This window comes from Streptomyces coacervatus (assembly GCF_029223485.1).
GTDB classification, from domain to species: domain Bacteria; phylum Actinomycetota; class Actinomycetes; order Streptomycetales; family Streptomycetaceae; genus Streptomyces; species Streptomyces coacervatus.
Genome location: NZ_JARHTP010000007.1, coordinates 68,953 through 89,320, shown reverse-complemented (window position 1 = coordinate 89,320; position 20,368 = coordinate 68,953). Strand labels below are relative to the sequence as shown.

The following is a 20,368-nucleotide window of genomic DNA, read 5'->3' as shown; positions in this document are numbered from 1 at the left end:
GTTTTGGGGCGTCCGCGCATCCTGACGCGGAGGCGAGGATGCGCGGGGACGGGCGAGCACGCGCAGGCCCGCCCGGGCGGAACCGACGACTAACTCCCCAGCGTGAGCCGGGGCTTGGGGGCGTCCGTGCGTCCTGTCTGCGGGCGGCGGCTGCCCGCGCGGTAGGGGGCGGGCCAGACGACGCCCGGGCCGTCGTAGTCCTGTTCGACCGCCGCGTGCAGGGTCCAGTGGGGGTCGTAGAGGTGCGGGCGGGCGAGGGCGCACAGGTCCGTACGTCCGGCCAGGATCAGGGAGTTGACGTCGTCCCAGGAGGAGATCGCGCCGACCGCGATCACGGGGACGCCGACGGTGTGGCGGATGCGGTCCGCGTACGGTGTCTGGTACGAGCGTCCGAACTCCGGGTGTTCGTCGGCCACGACCTGCCCGGTCGACACGTCGACGGCGTCGACACCGTGGGCGGCGAAGGCGCGGGCGATCTCGACGGCGTCCTCGGCCGTCGTACCGCCGTCGGCCCAGTCCGTGGCCGAGATGCGGACGGTCATCGGCTTCTCCTCCGGCCACACCCCGCGTACGGCGTCGAACACCTCCAGCGGGAAGCGGAGTCGTTTCGCCGGCGAGCCGCCGTAGGCGTCGGTGCGGCGGTTGGTCAGCGGGGAGAGGAAGCCGGAGAGCAGATAGCCGTGGGCGCAGTGGAGTTCGAGCAGGTCGAAGCCGGCTCGGGCGGCCCGCCAGGCTGCGGACGTGAACTGCTCGCGGATATCGGTGAGTTGGGCCCGGGTGAGCTCGCGCGGGGTCTGGCTGTCCGGCTTGTACGGCAGCGGGGAGGCGGCCGCGAGGGGCCAGTTGCCGTCGGGCAGCGGTTCGTCCATGCCCTCCCACATCAGCCTGGTCGATCCCTTCCGGCCGGAGTGGCCGAGCTGCACGCCGATCGCGGTGCCGGGCGACTGGGCATGCACGAAGTCGGTGATCCGTTTCCAGGACTCGGCCTGCCGGCCGGTGTAGAGGCCGGTGCAGCCGGGGGTGATCCTGCCCTCCTCGCTGACGCACACCATCTCGGTCATGACGAGTCCGGCGCCGCCGAGGGCGCGTGCGCCGAGGTGGACGAGGTGGAAGTCGCCGGGGATGCCGTCGGCCGCCGAGTACATGTCCATGGGTGAGACGACGACCCGGTTGCGCAGGGTCAGGCCGCGCAGCCGGAACGGGGTGAACATGGGCGGCGTACCGGGCGGACAGCCGAACTCGCGCTCCACGGCACTGGTGAAGCGCGCGTCGCGCAGCCGGAGGTTGTCGTGGGTGACGCGGCGGCTGCGGGTGAGCAGGTTGAAGGCGAACTGGCGGGGCGGCTGGTCGAGATGGAGCCCCAGGTTCTCGAACCACTCCAGGCTGGCGCGGGCGGCGCGCTGGGTGGAGGCGACGACGGGTTTGCGCTCCTCCTCGTAGGCCGTCAACGCCTCGTCCAGGGACGGCTGTTCCTCCAGGCAGGCGGCCAGCGCGAGGGCGTCCTCGACGGCGAGCTTGGTGCCGGAGCCGATGGAGAAGTGAGCGGTGTGGGCGGCGTCGCCGAGCAGTACCACATTGCCGTGGGACCAGCGCTCGTTGACGACCGTACGGAACGTCGTCCACGCCGACTTGTTGGACCTGAGCGGCCTGCCGCCCAGCGCGTCGGCAAAGATCTTCGCGCAGCGTTCGACGGATTCGGTCTCGTCCAGGTCCTCGAAACCGGCCGCGCGCCATACCTCTTCGCGCATCTCGACGATCACCGTGGAGGCGTCGGGGGCGTATGGGTAGCCGTGCAGCTGCATCACGCCGTGTTCGGTCTCGGCGATCTCGAAGCGGAAGGCGTCGAAGGCGAAGTCGGCGGCCAGCCAGATATAGCGGCAGTGGTGGGTGGCCACATGGGGGCGGAACACATGGGCGTAGGCCTCGCGGGTGGTGCTGTTGACTCCGTCGGCGGCGATGACGAGGTCGTTCGTCCGAGCCAGCCAGTCGGGGTACGGGGCCTCGGAGCTGAAGCGGAGCTCTACGCCGAGGGCGTGGCAGCGGTCGTGGAGGATCTCCAGGAGGCGTTTTCTGCCGAGTGCGGCGAAACCGTGTCCTCCGGAGGTTTGGCGGGTGTTGCGGTGGACGATGTCGATGTCGTCCCAGCGGACGAAGTCCTTCTGGAGGGCCTCGTAGACCACCGGGTCGGCATGTTCGATGCCGCCGAGGGTTTCGTCGGAGAGGACTACTCCGAAGCCGAAGGTGTCGTCGGGGGCGTTGCGTTCCCAGAGGGTGACCTGCCGGTCGGGGGCGAGGCGTTTGAGTAGGGCGGCGGCGTACAGGCCTCCGGGGCCGCCGCCGATGATCGCCACTTGTAGGGGGCGGTTGGTCTTCGTTGGCGGGTGCGGGTTCGTTGTGGCTGGTCGCGCAGTTCCCCGCGCCCCTGGGGTGGGCATGGTTACCGTCCCCTCCATTTTGGGGGGCGTTTTTCCTTGAACGACGCGTGGAACTCTGCGTAGTCCTCGCCGTTCATGAGGAGGGCCTGAGTTGAGGCGTCCAGCTCGACGGAGGCGGCGAGCGGCATGTCCAGCTCCGCAGTCAGCAGCGCCTTTGTCTGGGCGTACGCCAGGGCCGGGCCGTCGGCCAGGCGGCGCGCAAGCGCCGATGCCGCCTCGTCCGCCCGGCCCTCATCAGTCAGCTCGCTGATCAAGCCGATTCGTTCCGCCTCGGGGGCGCGGACCGGTTCGCCCAGCATCAGCAGGCGGGTTGCGTGGCCCAGGCCTACGACCCTCGGGAGGAGATATGCCGCGCCCATGTCGCCTCCGGAGAGGCCGACGCGGGTGAAGAGGAAGGCGAAGCGGGCGGTGGGGTCGGCGATGCGGAAGTCAGCTGCCAGGGCGAGGACCGCGCCCGCGCCCGCCGCCACTCCGTGCACCGCTGCGATCACCGGGAACGGGCACTCCCGGATCGCCCGCACGGTCTGGCCGGTCATGCGGTTGAAGTCGAGGAGCTGGGCGGTGTCCATGGAAAGGGTCGCGCCGATGATCTCGTCGACGTCGCCGCCCGAGCAGAAGCCGCGGCCCTCGCCGGCCAGGACCAGGGCCCGTACGGACCGCTCGCGGGACAGTTCGGCGAGCAGGTCGCGCAGGTCGGCGTAGGCGCCGAAGGTGAGGGCGTTGAGTTTCTCGGGGCGGGCGAGGGTGACCGTGGCGACGCCGTCGGCGTGCTGGACGCGCAGGTGCCGCCAGTCGGAGGTGCGGGCGGCGGAGCCGGTGAAGGGACTCATGACGTGCGGCCTCCTCGGGGGGCGGGCGCTGCCTCACTGAGCTCTACCCCTCGAAGCTATCACTCATCCGTGACTGTCGTCACGAGTGCGCGATAAGGCTGTTTGGGTGTGACCTGGTCCGGTCACTTTCGTCACGGCTCATCGACAGGGCGGCAACGGTGGGAGCAGCGCCGCGAGGCAAGCCGTTGTTACGGGTAAGCCGCCCGTCAACGGGGCCGAAGGTCCCCTGCGGTGCCCGTCGGAAGACCCTGCCGGACGGCGCCGTACCATTCATAAGGTTGAAAGCAGGACAGCCTGCTCATGAACGGACCCGCCTTGTACGAACGCCCCTCCGCGTCCGCCGCCTCCTGGCGCATCGCACTGCCGCACTCCGCCGCGGCCGTGCCCGTGGCCCGCGCACTCGTGCGCACGGCGCTGGCCGAGCTGGCGCACGGGGCCGACTGCGACACCGCGGAACTGCTCACTGCGGAGCTGGTGGCGAACGCCGTGGAGCACACCGCCGTCGGCGACTGCCCGATAGAGCTCGTGGTGCAGCTGCTGCCGGGCGGCTGCCAGGTCGAGGTGCACGACCCGGACCCGGCGCCGCCGTTCGATCTCACCTGGCCGGGCACTCAGGCGCCCGACCCCTGGCAGGAGCACGGGCGCGGGCTGCTGCTGATCCGCGCACTCAGCTCGTCCTGCGGGCACCGGCCGACCACGTCGGGCAAGGCCGTGTGGTTCCGCTTGCCGGTGGTGCCCCAGCAGCGGCGTTCCGCCTGACGGACGCGCCGGTCAGGCGAGTGTCGCGACCAGGACGGCCTTGATCGTGTGCATACGGTTCTCGGCCTCGTCGAAGACCACGGAGTGCTCGGACTCGAACACCTCGTCCGTTACCTCCAGCTCGGTCAGGTCGTGCCGCTCGTGGACCTCGCGGCCCACGGCCGTGCCGAGGTCGTGGAAGGCCGGCAGACAGTGCAGGAACTTCACGTCCGTGTTGCCGGTGGCGCGCAGCACGTCCATGGTCACGGCGTACGGGCCGAGCAGCGCTATGCGCTCGTCCCAGACCTCCTTGGGCTCACCCATCGACACCCAGACGTCGGTGGCGACGAAGTCGGCGCCGCGCACCCCCTCCTTCACGTCCTCGGTGAGCGTGACCTTGCCGCCGGAGGCCGCGGCGAGCCGCTGGGCCAGCTCGACGATCGTCTCGTCCGGCCAGAGCACCCGGGGCGCGACGATACGGACGTCCATGCCGAGCAGGGCGCCCGTGACCAGGTAGGAGTTGCCCATGTTGTAGCGGGCGTCGCCGAGGTACGCGAAGACCATCTCGTTGAGCGGCTTGTCGCTGTGCTCGGTCATGGTGAGCACGTCGGCCAGCATCTGGGTGGGATGCCACTCGTCGGTGAGTCCGTTGTAGACGGGGACCCCGGCGTACGCGGCCAGCTCCTCGACGACACCCTGCCCGTGCCCGCGGTACTCGATCGCGTCGAACATCCGCCCAAGCACGCGCGCGGTGTCCTTCACGGACTCCTTGTGCCCGATCTGCGAGCCCGCAGGGTCCAGGTATGTCGTCGAGGCGCCCTGGTCGGCGGCGGCGACCTCGAACGCGCAGCGCGTGCGCGTCGAGGTCTTCTCGAAGATCAGCGCGATGTTCCGGCCCCGCAGGTACTGCGTCTCGGTCCCGGCCTTCTTCGCGGCCTTGAGGTCCGCCGCAAGCTCGACCAGGCCGAGGAATTCCTCCGCTGTGAAGTCGAGCTCCTTGAGGAAGTGGCGGCCGGCGAGGGCGGTCGGGACTGTCGCCATGGGGGCGCTCCAGGAATGCGGGGACAAATACCGCTGGAAGTCTATACGACGTTTTGCATTTCTATACGGCATCCCGTTCGACCGGACAGCTCATACAGCGCGGCCCGCCCCTGCCCCGGCCCAGTTCACTGCCCGGGATCTCGATGACCTCGATGCCCTGCTTGCGCAGATGCGTGTTGGTGGTGGCGTTGCGCTCATAGGCGACGACGACGCCCGGCTCGACGGCGAGGACGTTGCAGCCGTCGTCCCACTGCTCACGCTCGGCGGCATGCACGTCCTGGGTGGCGGTCAGGACGCGGATCTCGCTCAGGCCCAGGGCGGCGGCGATCGCGCGGTGCATGTGCTCCGGCGGGTGGTCGGTGACCTTGAGTTCCTTGTCTCCGGCGCCCGGTTCGATGGTGTACGAGCGGAGCATGCCGAGGCCCGCGTACTGGGTGAAGGTGTCGCCGTCGACCATCGTCATCACGGTGTCGAGGTGCATGAAGGCGCGCCGCTTCGGCATGTCGAGGGCCACGATCGTCTGCGCGGAGCCCGCCTCGAACAGCTTGTGCGCCAGCATCTCCACCGCCTGCGGGGTGGTCCGCTCGCTCATGCCGATCAGGACGGCGCCGTTTCCGATGACCAGGACGTCCCCGCCCTCGATGGTGGACGGGTAGTCGGCCTGCCCCTCGGACCAGACACGGAACGATTCGTCACGGAAGAGGGGGTGGTGGCGGTAGATCGCCTCGAAGTGGACCGTCTCGCGCTGGCGGGCCGGCCAGCGCATGGCGTTGACGGCGACGCCGTCATAGATCCACGCGGAGGTGTCCCGGGTGAAGAGGTGGTTGGGCAGGGGCGCGAGGAGGAAGTCGTCGAGGTCCATGACATGGAAGCGGACGGAGGTCGGCTCCGCGTGCGCGTCCAGGAACTCGCGTTTGGTCATGCCGCCGACCAGCGCCTCGGCCAGCTCCGGCGCGGGAAGGGTCTCGAAGGCGGCTCTGAGGTGGTCGGTGGCGAGGACGCCGTACTCCTTCTCGTCGAAGACCCGGTCCAGGACGAGCGTTCTGGCCGCCGGGATCTCCAGGGCCTCGGTGAGCAGGTCGCCGAAGAGGTGGACGGCGACCCCGCGGTCGCGCAGGACGTCCGCGAAACCGTCGTGCTCGGCGCGCGCCCGGCGCACCCAGAGCACGTCGTCGAAGAGGAGGGCGTCCTTGTTGCTGGGGGTGAGCCTTTTGAGCTCGAGATCCGGCCGGTGGAGTATGACGCGGCGCAGCCGCCCGGCCTCGGAGTCGACATGCATTGCCATGTCTCCATCCTGACCATCGAGGGGCCGGTTGACCCTCCGGTCGGCCGTTTCTTCGATTACTCGTTTTCGTCCCCTTGACGATAATCAGGTGCGGCGGTTATCGTCGAGCAGACGAAAACGAGGGGGTCCGATGGCCGACATCACTCGGCGCCTGGGCTGGCGCCACCTGCGCGGGGCGCCGACGGCGCACATCCGGCACCATCGCGCCGGGAAGCTGCTGCACGACGGCCCGGGGCTCAGCTTCTGGTTCCGTGCGCTGACCGCGGCGCTCTCCGAAGTACCGGTCGACGACCGGGAGTTGGCGATGACCTTCCATGCCCGTACGTCCGACTTCCAGGACGTGGCGGTGCAGGCGACGGTGACGTACCGGATCAGCGACCCGGCGCTCGCCGCGGCCCGGCTGGACTTCTCCGTCGACCCCGACACGGGGGTGTGGCGGGGCACGCCGCTGGAGCAGCTGGGGACGCTGCTGACGGAGACGGCACAGCAGCATGCGCTGGACGTGCTGGCCCGTACGTCGCTGTCGTCGGCGCTGGTCGACGGAGTGGCGGCGGTGCGGGAGCGGGTCGCGGCGGGGCTGGGCGCGGAGCCGCGGCTGCCTGCCACCGGCATCGAGGTGGTCGCCGTACGCGTGGTGGCGCTGCGGCCCGAACCGGAGGTGGAGCGGGCCCTGCGCACTCCGGCCCGGGAACAGATCCAGCAGGAGGCGGACCGGGCGACGTACGAGCGGCGGGCCGTGGCCGTCGAACGGGAGCGCGCGATCGCCGAGAACGAGCTGGCCAGCCAGATCGAACTCGCCCGCCGCGAGGAGCAGTTGGTCGAGCAGCGCGGCACGAACGCCCGCAGGGAGGCCGAGGAGCACGCCGCGGCGGACGCCGTACGGGCCGAGGCGGAGGCGGCGCGGACGGTGAAGCTGGCGGAGGCGGAGGCGGCACGTTCGGTACGGCTGGCCCGCGCAGAGGCCGAGGGGGCACGCGAGGTCGGTGCGGCACGGGCGCAGGCACAGGCGGCCTGGCTGCAGGTGCACGCCGAGGTGGATGTCGCGACCCTGCACGCCCTCACCGGGACCCGGCTGGCGGAGAACCTGCCGCACATCGACAGCGTGACCATTTCGCCGGACGTGCTGACAGGGTTGTTGGCCAAGCTGAGCTTGCAGGAGCGGGCGTGAAGGCGGGAGCCGGACGGACCGGATCGAGCGGAGCGAGGGTGATCGGCCTGCCACCGGCCGACCCGTCCGGGTGCTGCGGCGCGGGCCCGAGTGCCGGGCAGCCGCCGTCCGTCGTCGCACCGACGGGGGTGCCCGCCCGGCCCGTCCGCTCCGTGGAGCGCGCCGCGTGAGCCTCGCCCCGCGTGTCGTCCTCGTCCATCGCACCACGGAGTACGAGGAGTTGGTGGCCCACCACGGTACGCACGGACAGGCCGCCTTCTTCCTCTCCTCCCGGGGCCGGGACATCGGGGAGGTCGCCGAGCGGCACCGACGCACCCGGCGTGCGCTGGCCGAGGTGACCTCCGCGATTCCGCTGACCTGGCGTCAGAGTCTGGTCGAGCGGGGTGACTTGGACCGTTTCCTGTTCGCGCCGGAGGACGTCGTGGTGGTCGTCGGGCAGGACGGGCTGGTGGCGAACGTCGCCAAGTACCTCGCCGGGCAGCCGGTGGTCGGCATCGACTCGGACCCCGGGCGCAACCCGGGCGTCCTGGTGCGGCACCGGCCGGCGGACGCGGCGGCACTGCTCCCGGCGGTCCTCACCAGCGCCGTGGACGAACTCACCATGGTCGAGGCCGTCGCCGACGACACACAGCGGATCGTCGCGCTCAACGAGATCTACCTGGGCGCCGCCGGACATCAGACGGCCAGGTACCGCCTGGGCCTCGACGGCGACGGGGGTGTCGTCGAGGCCCAGGCTTCGTCCGGGGTGCTGGTGGGGACGGGGACCGGGGCGACGGGATGGATCCGGTCCGTGTGGCAGGAGCGGGGCACCGCCCTGACCGCCCTGTCGCTGCCCCGCCCGACCGACGACCGGCTGCTGTGGTTCGTACGGGAGGCGTGGCCGTCGCCGGCCACCGGGACGTCGTTGGTCGCGGGCGAGCTCGCGGCCTCGGCCCGCCTGACTCTGACCGTCGAGTCCGAGCGGCTGATCGTCTTCGGGGACGGGATGGAGGGGGACGCGCTGCAGCTGACCTGGGGGCAGTCGGTGCGGGTGGGCGTGGCGGGGACGTCACTGCGCCTGGTCGGCTAGCGGAAGCTCCTGCCCCGTCCGCTGCTGCGCCCGTATCGGCGCCCACAGCGTCGCACCGGCGACCAGCGCGATCGCCGCTGCCGCCACCAGCACCGGTACGTTCCCGAGCGCCGCCGCCAGCGCCCCACCGCCCAGCGCGCCGACCGGCACCGTCACCAGCAGCGCCGCCTGGTTGAAGCCCGCGACCCGGCCCTGCAGACCGGCCGGCGCGATCAGCTGCTGCAGGGTCGTCAGGGAGATGGTCCAGACGGTGACGGCGAGGCCGTAGGAGACCTGGTACGCGAGGAGCAGCGGGAGGGCGGGACCGGCGGACGCCGCCGGGATCAGGAACCCCGCCGCGCCCGCCACCAGTCCGCAGATCCTTGTCGTCCGCCACGGTCCCAGCCGCTCGCCGAACCGCCTGGCCACCACGATCCCGAGCACGGTGGCCGCGCTGAACGTGGCGTACGTCGCGCCCAACTGCCAGGCAGGGAGGCCGAGTTCACGGCTCGCGTACAGCACGTAGAGCGCGGCCGAGGCGCCGCTGCCGAGGTTGAGACCCGCACCGGCCAGCACCATGCGGTACAGCCGCCGTTCCCGCCGTACCACCTCAAGTCCCGCCCGCAGAGCGGCAGTCGGCGGGGCGCCGGGGGCCTTCTGCGGTGCGGCCGGGGTGTCGAGGGCGGCGGGCAGGGCGAACAGCACCAGTGCCTCCACGGCGTAGGCGATGGTCCCGGCCGTCAGTGCGGTGCCGGTGCCGGTGAGGCCCACGAGGACGCCGCCGAGGGCCGGTCCGCCGATCTGGCCGATGGTGCGGGCGCCGGTCAGCACGGAGTTGGCGGCGAGCAGCCGGTCGGGGCCGACGACCCGGGGCAGCGCCGTCTGGAGGGCGATGGAGAGGGTGAAGGTCAGGGTGCCGGAGAGTGCGGCGACCGCGTAGAGATGCGGCCAGGTGAGGTGCCCGGCGGCCTGGGCGAGCGGGACGGAGCCGACCACCAGTGCCTGGAGAGAGGTGGCCAGGACCAGCAGACGGCGCAGGCGGACCCGGTCGACCAGCACTCCGGCAAAGGGGCTGAGCAGCGCTCCGGGCAGATACGTCAGCGCCAGGATCACGGATGCGGCGAACGGCCCCGCGTCCAGCACCGTCACGGCGAGCAGGGTCAGGGCGAGCGCGGTGATCTGGCGGCCCACGGAGCCTGCCGTCTGCTCCGCGCAGAGCAGGACGAAGGGGCGGTGGCGTCGTAGGGGGCGGGTCTCGGTCGGGGCGGCGGCCACCCGTCAGATTCCGGTGCAGGGCACGGGCCAGCGCCGGATGCGCGGCGGCAGGGCCACGGCCCGGCCGTCGGCGAGCCGAACCAGCCCCTCGCCCGCCAGCAGCGTCGCCGCCTTCTGCTGGATGTCGCTCAACTCGGCCAGTGGCGTGGGTTCCTGAAGCGTGTCGAAGGTGGCGAGCAGGTCGGGGTCGTCGAGCGTGTAGCGAGCCGAAGCCCCCTTCTGCCTCCGGTCCATGACGGTGACGAAATCGGGCCCGCGCCGGTGGTAGAACATCCCGTCTGCATACCCCGGATCGTCCCTGCGCACCGGCACGCCCCACGTGGGCAGAGAGACATACGTCCGCCCGTCACGGAACAACAGGCCGAGTTCCAGGGCATGTTGCAGCCACTGATCCGTCTCCTCGGCCGTGCGGCGGTGGCCGTCCTCGGTCAGCAGGCGGTGCAGCGCCGCGCCGCTGCGCCCGTCCTCCAGCCGGCGCAGGGCGGCCGCCTGCCAGCCCGTGAACCGGTGGGTGCGCCGCGGCCACCCCGCCCGCCGGTCGTGCACCAGCAGGGCGTCCCCGTCCTCGGCGAACGTCAGCCGGGAGGCGGCGTGGCCGGCGATCCAGACTTCGACGCCCGCCTTGAGCCGTGCCTCGACCTCTCCCCCGATGCCGGCGTCCTCCGTGTCGAACAGATAGACCAGCTCGGCGAGTTCGCCCTCGGGCAGGTCGTAGACGTGCTGGTACATCTCGGCCGGGCTGCGCTTGCCGAAGCCGAGACCGGCGTCGTTGAAGTGGGGGCTGAACCGCTCCAGTTGGATGCGGTGGGCGCCACTCGGGGGCTGGAGGTGGACGAGCGCCGGGAGTTGGTCGATCACGGACGTGTAGTCGTCGGCGCTCTCGCCGGGGAAGCCATAGAGGAGGTTCCAGGAGCAGGTCAGCGAGTGGTTCTCGCACTCACGGAGGGTGCGGATGTTGCGGGCTCCGGTGACGCCCTTGTCCATGAGGTCGAGGACACGGCTGCCGAGGCTCTCGATGCCCGGCTGGATGTGCACGGTACCCGAGTCGGCGAGCAGGGCGAGCTGGTCGGGGGTGAGGTTGGACTTGACCTCGTAGTGCATGCGTAAGTCCCAGCCGCTGGCGGCGGCCCGCGGCAGGAAGTCCCTGAAGTACGCCATGTCGATGATGTTGTCGACGGTGACGACGTCGAGGAGGCGGTGCCGGCGGACCAGGCGGTCGACCTCGGACCAGAGGCGCTCGCCGGGCTTGGCGCGGAAGGCCATGGCCGAGCCGTTGAGCCCGCAGAAGGTGCAGTGGTGCTTCTCGCCCCACCAGCAGCCGCGCGCTCCTTCGACGACCAGTTTGGGGTGCACGTACTCGGCGACCGGGGAGGCGTCGAGCGCCGACTGCCAGTCGTCGTAGTCGGGCGAGGGGATGTCGGCGGGGGCCACCGTGTTCCGCGACTCGGGGTTGGCGCGCGAGACCTCGCCGTCCCACCAGCACAGCCCGGGCACGTCCACGGGCGGCGTGCCGTCGTCGAGGTGCCGGAGGAGGGCCGGGAAGGCGTACTCCCCCTCGCCGCGCACCACATGGTCGACGAAGCGGTGGTTGCGGTGCAGGGCGTGACCCATCGGGCCGTCGCAGTTGCTGCCGCCGAAGACGACCGTCAACTCCGGTCGGCGCACCCCCAGTTCGCGGGCGAGTGCGAGCGAGGACACGTTCTGCATGAAGGTGGTGGTGAAGCCGACGACGTCCGGCTCTTCGGCGAGTACCGCGTCCGCGCACTCGGCGATGAACTCGGCCGCATACGCGCGCATTTCACACGCCGTTTCGACGTCGATCCCGTGCCGCACGGCGTAGTCGCGCAGCCGCTCCGTGCCCCAGTCGGGGTCGTCGTAGAGCGCTCCGGAGAAGACCCAGTCGCCGAGGCCGTGGAAGATCGAGTCGCTGCCGACCCGTACGTAGTCGCCCGGCCGCAGCCGCCCGCCGGAGCGTTCCAGCAGGAACTCCGCCCAGCGCAGGGAACCGTGGAACTCGCGCACCTCGTCCTGCGGGCGGGTGCGCGAGACCAGGGTGTGCAACAGGCCCACCTGCAGCGAGGGCAGATCGATCGGATGCCAGGGCATCGTCACGAGCGTGATGCCCATGCCGCCCCGCCGACCGGTCAGGGGGTCGGCCGTTTCTCCACGATGCGCGGCTGCCGGTTGGTCTTCTCTTCCTCCCGGACCACTACCTTCTTGATCTCCACGCCTGCCCCGCCCTCCTCGAACTCCCCGGATTCATAAGGTTGTTCAAGTTAGGCGGGGTTACGTGTGTGACACAAGGGTTCCATGGAGCTTGTGTGAACACCGCTCACGATTGGCTCAAAGCCGCGGGTCCACCGGCTCCGACTCCAGCGCCAGCACCCCGAACACGGCCTCGTGCACCCGCCACAGCGGCTCACCCTCCGCCCGCCGGTCCAGGGCCTCCAGGCCCAGGGCGTACTCGCGGATCGCCAGCGACCGCTTGTGGTTCAGGAAGCGGCTGCGCAGGCGGGTCAGGTTGTCGGGGCGCGTGTACTCGGGACCGTAGATGATCCGCAGGTACTCGCGGCCCCGGCACTTGATGCCGGGCTGCACCAGCCGCCCTTCCGGGCTGCGCACGAGCGCGCCGACCGGCTTGACGACCATGCCCTCGCCACCGCGACCGGTCATCTCCAGCCACCAGTCGACGCCCGCCTGCACCGACTCCGGGTCGCCGGTGTCGACGTAGAGCCGTCGGGTGGTCTGCAGCAGACCGCTGCCGTCGTGCTCGACGAGCCGGTCGAGCAGGGCGAGCTGCTCGTCGTGCGGCAGTGCGGCCAGGCTGCGGCCCTGGACGGCGAGGATCTGGAAGGGGGCGAGTCGCACGCCGTCCAGCCCGTCCGTCGTCCAGCAGTAGCGGCGGTACGCCTCCGTGAACGCGGCAGCGTTCGAGGCCCGTTCGCGCTGGCGGCCCAGCAGGTCGGTCACGTCGACGCCCCGCGCCGCGGCGCCCTCCAGCGCGGCGAGCGCACCCGGGAACACCGCTCCCGAAGCGGCGCCGACGGCCGCGTACTGCGACCGCAGCAGCCCCGAGGCCTTCAGCGACCACGGCATCAGCTCGGCGTCCAACAGGAGCCAATCCGCGTCGAGTTCGGCCCACAAGCCGGCATCGGTGACAGCCGTGCGGACGCGTCCGAGGATCTCCTCGGTCACCGACTCGTCGTCGAAGAACGGGCGTCCGGTACGGGTGTACAGCGACCCGGTGGGACCGTCGACCCCGAACTGCTTCCGCGCCGTCTCCGCGTCCCGGCACACCAGCGCCACCGCCCGCGAGCCCATGTGCTTCTCCTCGCACACGACCCGCGCGACGCCATCCGCCGCGTACTGCGCGAAGGCCTCCACCGGGTGCTCCAGGTAGCCATCGACGTGCGAGGTCGCCGTGGGCGCCATGGTCGGCGGGAGGTACGGCAGCAGGCGCGGGTCCACGGCGAATCGGCTCATGACCTCCAGGGCCGCGGCCGCGTTCTCCTCGCGGACGGACACCCGGCCCGAATGCCGTGTCTCCACGATCCTCCGGCCATGCACGTCGTTCAGGTCGAGCGGCCGGCCGTCGTGCCCGCCGGGCGCCTCGGTCCGCAGCGGCTTGGCCGGCTCGTACCAGACCTGCTCGGCGGGTACGTCGACCAGCTCCCGCTCCGGCCAGCGCAGTGCGGTGAGCTTGCCGCCGAAGACGGCACCGGTGTCCAGGCAGATGGTGTTGTTGAGCCAGGTCGCCTCCGGGACCGGGGTGTGGCCGTAGACCACGGCCGCGCGGCCCCGGTAGTCCTCCGCCCACGGGTAGCGCACCGGCAGCCCGAACTCGTCGGTCTCGCCGGTCGTGTCGCCGTACAGCGCGTGCGAGCGGACCCGGCCGGAGGTGCGGCCGTGGTACTTCTCGGGCAGACCGGCGTGGCAGACCACCAGCCGGCCGCCGTCGAGGACGTAGTGGCTGACGAGTCCGTCGACGAACGCGCGCACCTCCTGCTTGAACTCCTCGCTCTCGCGCTCCATCTGCTCGATGGTCTCGGCGAGGCCGTGGGTGTGCTGGACCTTGCGGCCCTTGAGGTAACGGCCGTACTTGTTCTCGTGGTTGCCGGGGACGCACAGCGCGTTGCCCGAGCCGACCATCGACATCACACGCCGCAGCACGCCCGGGCTGTCCGGGCCGCGGTCGACGAGGTCGCCGACGAAGACGGCGGTACGGCCCTCCGGATGCACGCCGTCGGTGTAGCCCAACTTGCCGAGCAGCGACTCCAGTTCGCTCGCGCAGCCGTGGATGTCGCCGACGATGTCGAAGGGGCCGGTGAGGTGGGTCAGGTCGTTGAAGCGCTTCTCGGTGACGACGGTGGCGTTCTCGATGTCCTCCACACCGCGCAGGACGTGCACCTTGCGGAAGCCCTCGCGCTCCAAGTGCCGTACGGACCGGCGGAGTTCGCGGATGTGGCGCTGGATCACCCGGCGCGGCATGTCGGCCCGGTCGGTGCGGGCCGCGTTGCGCTCGGCGCACACCTCCTCCGGGACGTCCAGCACGATGGCGATGGGCAGCACGTCGTACTGCTTGGCCAGGTCGATCAGCTGGCGCCGGGCGTCCTGCTGCACGCTGGTGGCGTCGACGACGGTGCGGCGGCCGGCGGCGAGGCGCTTGCCCGCGATGTAGTGCAGGACGTCGAAGGCGTCCCGGGTCGCGCTCTGGTCGTTCTCGTCGTCGGAGACCAGGCCGCGGCAGAAGTCGGAGGAGATCACCTCGGTCGGCTTGAAGTGCCGGCGGGCGAAGGTGGACTTGCCGGAGCCGGAGGCGCCGACGAGGACGACCAGGGAGAGGTCGGTGACGGGGAGGACCCGTCCCTTCTTCTCAGATGCGTTCTCTGCTGCCTCGGTCATGCTGCCTTCGCCTCCTTCTCGTTCACGGTCTTCTGTACGGCTGTGCCCATTTCAAAAATGGCCATCTGGGTCGGCGGTCCGACCTCGGGGTCGTCGAGCCCGACGGGCACGAACTCCACGCCGTAGCCATGCCGTTCGGCCACCGCCTGCGCCCACGTCCGGAACTCCTCGCGGGTCCACTCGAAGCGGTGGTCGCCGTGCCGGACATGGCCGGCCGGGAGGGACTCCCAGCGGACGTTGTACTCGACGTTCGGGGTCGTCACCAGGACGGTCCTCGGGCGGGCCGAGCCGAACACCGCGTACTCCAGGGCGGGCAGCCGGGGCAGGTCGAGGTGCTCGATGACCTCGCTCAGCACGGCGGCGTCGTACCCCTTGAGGCGGTTGTCGGTGTACGCGAGCGAGCCCTGGAAGAGCTTGACCCGCGAGGCCTGCCGCTCGCCCATGCGGTCGAGCTTGAGCCGCCGCGAGGCGATGGTCAGTGCGCGTATCGACACATCGATGCCGACGATCTCGGTGAACCGCGGGTCCCTGAGCAGTGCCTGCACCAACTGGCCCTGTCCGCAGCCGAGATCGAGCACGCGGGCGGCACCGGACGCGCCGAGCGCGGCAATGATCGCGTCGCGCCGCTGGACGGCGAGCGGCGTCGGCTTCTCCTCCGCCTCGGTCTCCGCCTCGACGGCGTTGTCGATGTCCTCGACCTCGCTGTCGTCGGCCTCCGCGAGCCGCACCAGCTCAAGGCGTTCCATCGCCTCGCGCGTCAACGACCAGCGGCGCGCGAGATAACGGCTGGTGATCAGCTTCTGCTCGGGGTGCTCGGGCAGCCAGCCCTCACCGGCTCGCAGCAGCTTGTCGACCTCGTCGGAGGCTACCCAGTAGTGCTTGGCGTCGTCGAGGACGGGCAGCAGGACGTAGAGGTGGCGCAGGGCCTCAGCGAGGGTGAGCGCCTCGGACTCCAGGACGAGACGCACGTACCGCGAGTCGCCCCACTCCGGGAACTCGGCGTCCAGCGCCACCGGTTCGACGGTGACCGTCCAGCCCAGCGGCTCGAAGAGGTTCCGTACAAGCTCGGGGCCGCCGCGGGCGGGCAGCGCGGGCACCTCGATACGCAGCGGCAGCGGCTGCGCGGCGCGCTCGGGGCGGGCGTTGCACACACCCTTCATGGCGCTGGAGAAGACGGCGCTGAGCGCCACGGCGAGCAGCGAAGAGGCCGCGTACGGGCGGTCGTTGACGTACTGCGCGAGCGCCGCGTCGGGCGCACCGCCGCGCCCCTTGCCCTTGCCCTTCCTGACCAGTGCCACGGCATCGACCTCCAGCAGCAGCGCCGCCGTGCAGCGCCGGTCATCGGCCTCGGGGTAGAGGACGTGCGCCTTGCCGTAGGACGTGGAGAACGCCTGCGCCTTCTCGGGATGCTTGTGCAGCAGGAAGCCGAGGTCGGTGGCGGGGCGTTCGGGGGTGCCGGTGGTGGTGATGGTCAGGAACATGGTGAGGAAACCTCGAGATGGGTTCTGAACTGCGGATACTCGCCCTGCCCGGAATCGCGGTGCACAACGAGTGCACATGCGCAGATTGCTGATGAGCCATGGCAAGTGACGATCGCGCCTTTGTGATCACGGCTCCTGGCCCCTTCTCAACGCAGTAGCGGCGCTGCGCTACGGTCAGTCGGCCACGGGAGCGCCGCTTGTCCGGCGCGCCCGATCAACGTACAGCGAATGCCTCGAGGACACTCAGGGTTTTTCGCTCGCTCGCAGTCGCTCGGCACGCGGCACCAATGCGGCCTCTGGCAGTCCCGGGGGCGCCGGAATGCCGTAGAGCTCTTCAAAGGAGGCTGGAGCGTTCTCCCAGTCCACCTGCCAGACCAGGTAGCCGTAGGTGTCGAGCGTCTCGGACAGATGGGCATGCCGCATGCGGGCTTGGACCTTGCGTGGCTCCACCCCTGAGGAGATGAGCACTGCGTCGACGAAGTGCCGCAGATCCCTGAACGTCGCGTCCTCCGGCATGGCGATCCCCCGCGCCCGGACCTTCTCCTTCGCACGGTCGAAGGCGTAGGCCAGCGAGCTGCCCACCGGCCTCCAGATCTTGTTCAAGGTGACCAACTGGGCGAATTCCGTGGGGATGGGTGGCGAGCCTCGGCGTTCCCGCTTCCGCAGTGCCACCCCCGACAGCGGTGCTCGCCACCGTGCCATGTGCCCCTCGTACTTGTCCCAGAGGAACGATCCCACTGGAATCGAGGCTTTGCTGGCAGCCGCCTTCAGAGGTGCCGGCTTCCCGAGCCGTCTCTGTTCCACGACCGCCTGCCAGCCCGGAACCGTCTCCATGTCCTTCCTCATGGGGTGCGTTGGACAGCACGATCTCGTCGAGCTGCATCAGCCCGAGGCGACGGGCCACACCCGTCACGAGCCCGACGAGATCCGTCGGGCCGCCCCCGCCGCGGTGACTGTACGTGATGAAGGCGATAAGCCCGGCCGGCCCAAGCAACTCGTTCCAAGGGATGTGCTCAACCCAGTCGGCCGACCGTGAATCCAGACAAGCGATCACTGTGCCGAAGGACTTGGGGCCGGTCCTCTCGGAGTCTGTTCCTTGCGCGAGAGTCCGATGGGCGACTGCGTCCGGTGGCTCCGAGTTGGAAGGCGGGTACGTCAGTCCGCACACGGACTCAGGCTCGGTCGGCTCCTTGGCACGAGGAGCCGAGGAGAGCCACGCGGGACCGACCGTACGCGTCTCCACGGTCCTGCCGAGTCGGGAGGCGGACTCGGCGGCGCTTTTCAGCGCGGTCAGACGGACTTGGCGGAACCTGTCGGTATGTGAGATCAGTACGAGCACGCGTTCACGCGGCTGGGTGTAGCGAACGATGACGTCGACCACGACGTCGGTCAGCCAACGCGCCCCTTCTTGATCATCCGGATGATCCGGCTGCGGCATGGTCAGCTCCTCACACGCGAAGTGCCCTGGCGCTACAAGAGGCCGGAAATTACCCGCATATTCGACACGGCCCTCTGTTTCTTTCCGATCAGTTGTCCCCGCCGAGCAGCGACCCGGCCACCAGCACGTGTCTCTCCTGGTGCAGCTCGGAACGCCATGTGGGCGTCCTGCAAGGGCGCCGGCGCCTCCTCGTGCAGTTCCGGCGCGTCTGGCCGAAGTGCCAGCAGCACCGCGGCTTACGTATCAAAGTGTCCATGCCGCTTACCCTGGGGGCGGGCACCGACGAGTGAGCCGGTCCGGGGGCACGAACCGCTCCGCCGGGGCGTCGGAATCGGTTTGAATGGACGGGTGGCGCGGATTTCGAGCATCCAACTGGGTTTCGACGAGGGCGCCTTGAGGGACGCGGCGGGACCGATGTCCTTCGGCCGCGGTGAGGATTACGTGGGCGCGGTGAGCGGCCTGGACATCGGCGACGGCACGATCCGCGCCACCGTGCCGGGCCGGGAGACGTACCGTGTCGAGCTTGTGGTCACGCGGCAGGCGGGGGTGGCGGGGTCATGCGACTGCCCGTACGGAGCCGACGGCCGCTTCTGCAAGCACTGTGTCGCGGTGGGCCTGGCGGCCCTGCGGCAGACCGCCCCGGCTGCGCCGGATCTGTCCGCGGACGCGGTCCCGGCGCCGCGCCCTGCCGCCGTGCGGCCCGCTCGGCAGGACCGGTTGACGCCCTGGCTGGAGTCGCTGGACCGGGACGCCCTGCTCGCGCTGCTGGGCGAGGAGGCGGCTGCCGACCCCGACCTGCGCGGCCGCCTGCTGCTGCGGGCCGAGGTCGCGCGGGCCGACCGTACGGAGGTCCGTGACCGGGTCAAAGGGCTGCTCGATCCCGGGGCGTTTGCCCGTGGTGGGTACACCGATCACGACGAGGCCGAAGCGTACGAACGGCGGATAGCCCGGGCGGTGACGGTCCTGCGCGCGCTGATCGCGGTGGGCCGGGCGGCGGAGGCGGTCGACGGGGCCCGGTGGGCGCTGTGGCGGCTGGGCGAGGTCTACGATCTGGCGAGCGGGGCGGAGGGACCTATCCCGTCCCTGCACGATCTCTTGGCGGTGCACCTGCGGGCGTGCCGGACGGCCCGCCCGGACCCGGAGCCGACAGCGCGCTGGCTCGTCGGGCACCTGCTGGGCCCGGTCGGGAATGTGAAACGGGCCGACCCGGTCGACTACCGCGACGTCCTCGGCCCGGCCGGCATGACTCGGGCGCTGGACCTGGCCACCGAGGCATGGCGGCGTGACCCCACCGACGAGGCGGTACGTTTGAGGGAGCGGCTGCTGAAGGCGCGGGGCGACGTAGACGCGCTGATCGCCGCCTACGCCGCCGATCTCGCCCCGGACGGCGCCACCCACCTGCGGATCGCGCGGGAACTGGACGAGGCCGGCCGCGCTGGGGACGCCCTGGAGTGGGCCGAGCGCGGTCTACGGGCCGCCGGGAAGCGACGCGACCTGGACCACCAGCTGCTGGAATGGGTCTGCTCCCGTTACGTGCGGGCCGGGCGGCTGAACGACGCCCTCGCCGTACGCCGCGACCGCTTCCGGTCCCGGCGCTCCCTGGCGTCCTACCGGTCACTGCGGTCGGCGGCGCGGACCTGCGGCTGCTGGGAGGACGAGCGCGAGGCCGCACTGGCGCTGCTGCGAGCAGACGGGAGCCGCGGCGGCTTCGTCCCCGGGCTCGGGCATCCGGCCTGCATACTCGTCGACGTTCTGCTCGACGAGGGCGAGGTCGACGCCGCCTGGGAGGCCGCGGCGGGACGCGCCGACGACCGCCAACTGCTCACCCTGGCCGACCGGATGAGGGACCACCGCCCGGCCGATGCGCTCGGCGTCTACCTGCGCCTGCTCAAGCCGCTGAAGCAGTCGACCGGCGATAAGGCGTACCACGAGGTCGCCCGGCTGCTGCGCAGCATCCGCGCCTGCCACGAACGGCTCGGCACCCCCGAGGAGTTTTCCCGCTGGCTTACGGCACTGCGCGCCGAGCTCAAGCGCAGGCCGAACCTGATGAAGATCCTCGACAAGAACGGCCTGTGATCCCATCCCGCCCGGCACACGCCCCGCCCCCTGACCTCCTGTGCCGCCCCTTGGCGTTCGTCCTGACTGCGGGGCAGGCCGCGGACAGCGCGCAGTTCATCCCTTCGCTCAACAAGAGCACGGCCTGCTTGAAGACGCCCAGGGACCGGGTGTTCTTGCGGGTTCCGAGCTGGTCGCGATGCCCGCACAGGAGCCGGGCCAGGGTTTCGGCGGTCTCCCTGCGGACATCGAGTACGGCGGTATAGGCGATGCTGGAGGGCACGTGGAGCCTCTGGTTGTACGGAACTTGATCTTGGCGGACCTGTTCCTACCAGGGGCTTCCAGTCTGTCTGACGCCAGGTCACCCCACGAAGCGCCAACCCCACACGACCTCACACACCGCAACCGTCGCGCTGTCAAGAAGACCTCACTGCTGTGCCGCGATGGCGGGAGTTCCGCAATCCATAGAATATCAAGTCGCTGCAGGCCAGCAGGGGAGTCGACGCATTTCCCATTAATGAATAGATCAAGATCTAGGATTTTATACGCGATCTACAAATAGCTGCAACCGCTCGGCAGTGTCACAGTATCCTTTCTGTTATGGCTCCCGATCCAGCATCACCAGGCCGATCGTACTGCGACCATCCAGCAAGTGGAGATCCGTCGAGCGAT

The 20,368-nt window shown here is 70.5% G+C and carries 13 protein-coding genes and 1 pseudogene; 4 read left to right on the top strand and 10 right to left on the bottom strand.

The genetic code is table 11. The features are described 5' to 3' along the window. Positions 1-89: 89 nt before the first annotated feature. Together P2Q00_RS18625 and P2Q00_RS18620 are read right to left on the bottom strand one after the other, a co-directional pair. Positions 90-2,453, bottom strand: a complete 2,364-nt coding sequence (locus tag P2Q00_RS18625; protein ID WP_275773702.1) for a bifunctional salicylyl-CoA 5-hydroxylase/oxidoreductase — start codon at positions 2,451-2,453, stop codon at positions 90-92. Continuing rightward, on the bottom strand, positions 2,438-3,265 hold the full coding sequence (locus P2Q00_RS18620) for an enoyl-CoA hydratase family protein (RefSeq protein ID WP_275773701.1): 828 nt from the start codon (positions 3,263-3,265) through the stop codon (positions 2,438-2,440). Before P2Q00_RS18620 ends, P2Q00_RS18625 begins: the two co-directional genes overlap by 16 nt. 300 nt (positions 3,266-3,565) lie before the next feature. On the opposite strand from P2Q00_RS18620, the gene P2Q00_RS18615 reads away from it, so the two are divergent. Then, positions 3,566-4,024, top strand: a complete 459-nt coding sequence (locus P2Q00_RS18615; protein ID WP_275773700.1) for an ATP-binding protein — start codon at positions 3,566-3,568, stop codon at positions 4,022-4,024. A 12-nt stretch (positions 4,025-4,036) separates the two neighbouring features. On the opposite strand, the gene argF is transcribed toward P2Q00_RS18615, so the two are convergent. Both argF and P2Q00_RS18605 read right to left on the bottom strand, forming a co-directional pair. After that, positions 4,037-5,044: an ornithine carbamoyltransferase gene (gene argF / locus P2Q00_RS18610; RefSeq protein ID WP_275773699.1), complete on the bottom strand. Its 1,008-nt coding sequence runs from the start codon at positions 5,042-5,044 to the stop codon at positions 4,037-4,039. Positions 5,045-5,105: 61 nt separating this feature from the next. Beyond that, a complete protein-coding gene (locus P2Q00_RS18605; RefSeq protein ID WP_275773698.1) occupies positions 5,106-6,329 on the bottom strand; it encodes an arginine deiminase in 1,224 nt (407 codons plus the stop codon). A 130-nt stretch (positions 6,330-6,459) separates the two neighbouring features. Between P2Q00_RS18605 and P2Q00_RS18600 the strand changes: the two genes are divergently transcribed. After that, positions 6,460-7,497, top strand: coding sequence for an SPFH domain-containing protein (locus tag P2Q00_RS18600; protein ID WP_275773697.1), 1,038 nt, complete (start codon positions 6,460-6,462; stop codon positions 7,495-7,497). 166 nt (positions 7,498-7,663) lie between these two features. Further along, positions 7,664-8,566: a hypothetical protein gene (locus P2Q00_RS18595; protein WP_275773696.1), complete on the top strand. Its 903-nt coding sequence runs from the start codon at positions 7,664-7,666 to the stop codon at positions 8,564-8,566. On the opposite strand, the gene P2Q00_RS18590 is transcribed toward P2Q00_RS18595, so the two are convergent. From P2Q00_RS18590 to P2Q00_RS18570, 5 genes are all read right to left on the bottom strand, one after another. Beyond that, positions 8,546-9,820: an MFS transporter gene (locus tag P2Q00_RS18590; RefSeq protein WP_275773695.1), complete on the bottom strand. Its 1,275-nt coding sequence runs from the start codon at positions 9,818-9,820 to the stop codon at positions 8,546-8,548. The two genes, P2Q00_RS18595 and P2Q00_RS18590, sit on opposite strands and share 21 nt — an antisense overlap. Positions 9,821-9,823: 3 nt before the next feature. Beyond that, complete coding sequence (locus P2Q00_RS18585) at positions 9,824-11,947, bottom strand: RiPP maturation radical SAM C-methyltransferase (protein WP_275773694.1); 2,124 nt, start codon at positions 11,945-11,947, stop codon at positions 9,824-9,826. Between the two features lie 216 nt (positions 11,948-12,163). Then, positions 12,164-14,722 (bottom strand): polynucleotide kinase-phosphatase, encoded by a 2,559-nt coding sequence (locus P2Q00_RS18580; RefSeq protein WP_275773693.1) that lies wholly within the window; start codon positions 14,720-14,722, stop codon positions 12,164-12,166. Next, on the bottom strand, positions 14,719-16,203 hold the full coding sequence (locus P2Q00_RS18575; RefSeq protein ID WP_275773692.1) for a 3' terminal RNA ribose 2'-O-methyltransferase Hen1: 1,485 nt from the start codon (positions 16,201-16,203) through the stop codon (positions 14,719-14,721). Before P2Q00_RS18575 ends, P2Q00_RS18580 begins: the two co-directional genes overlap by 4 nt. A gap of 243 nt (positions 16,204-16,446) precedes the next feature. Further along, on the bottom strand, positions 16,447-16,905 hold the full coding sequence (locus P2Q00_RS18570; protein WP_275773691.1) for a site-specific integrase: 459 nt from the start codon (positions 16,903-16,905) through the stop codon (positions 16,447-16,449). A gap of 1,084 nt (positions 16,906-17,989) precedes the next feature. Between P2Q00_RS18570 and P2Q00_RS18565 the strand changes: the two genes are divergently transcribed. After that, a complete protein-coding gene (locus tag P2Q00_RS18565; RefSeq protein WP_338059323.1) occupies positions 17,990-19,717 on the top strand; it encodes an SWIM zinc finger family protein in 1,728 nt (575 codons plus the stop codon). Positions 19,718-19,826: 109 nt separating this feature from the next. On the opposite strand, the pseudogene P2Q00_RS18560 reads toward P2Q00_RS18565, so the two are convergent. Next, positions 19,827-19,979 (bottom strand): annotated as a pseudogene (locus P2Q00_RS18560) (IS5/IS1182 family transposase); the annotation flags it as partial. Positions 19,980-20,368: the final 389 nt, after the last annotated feature.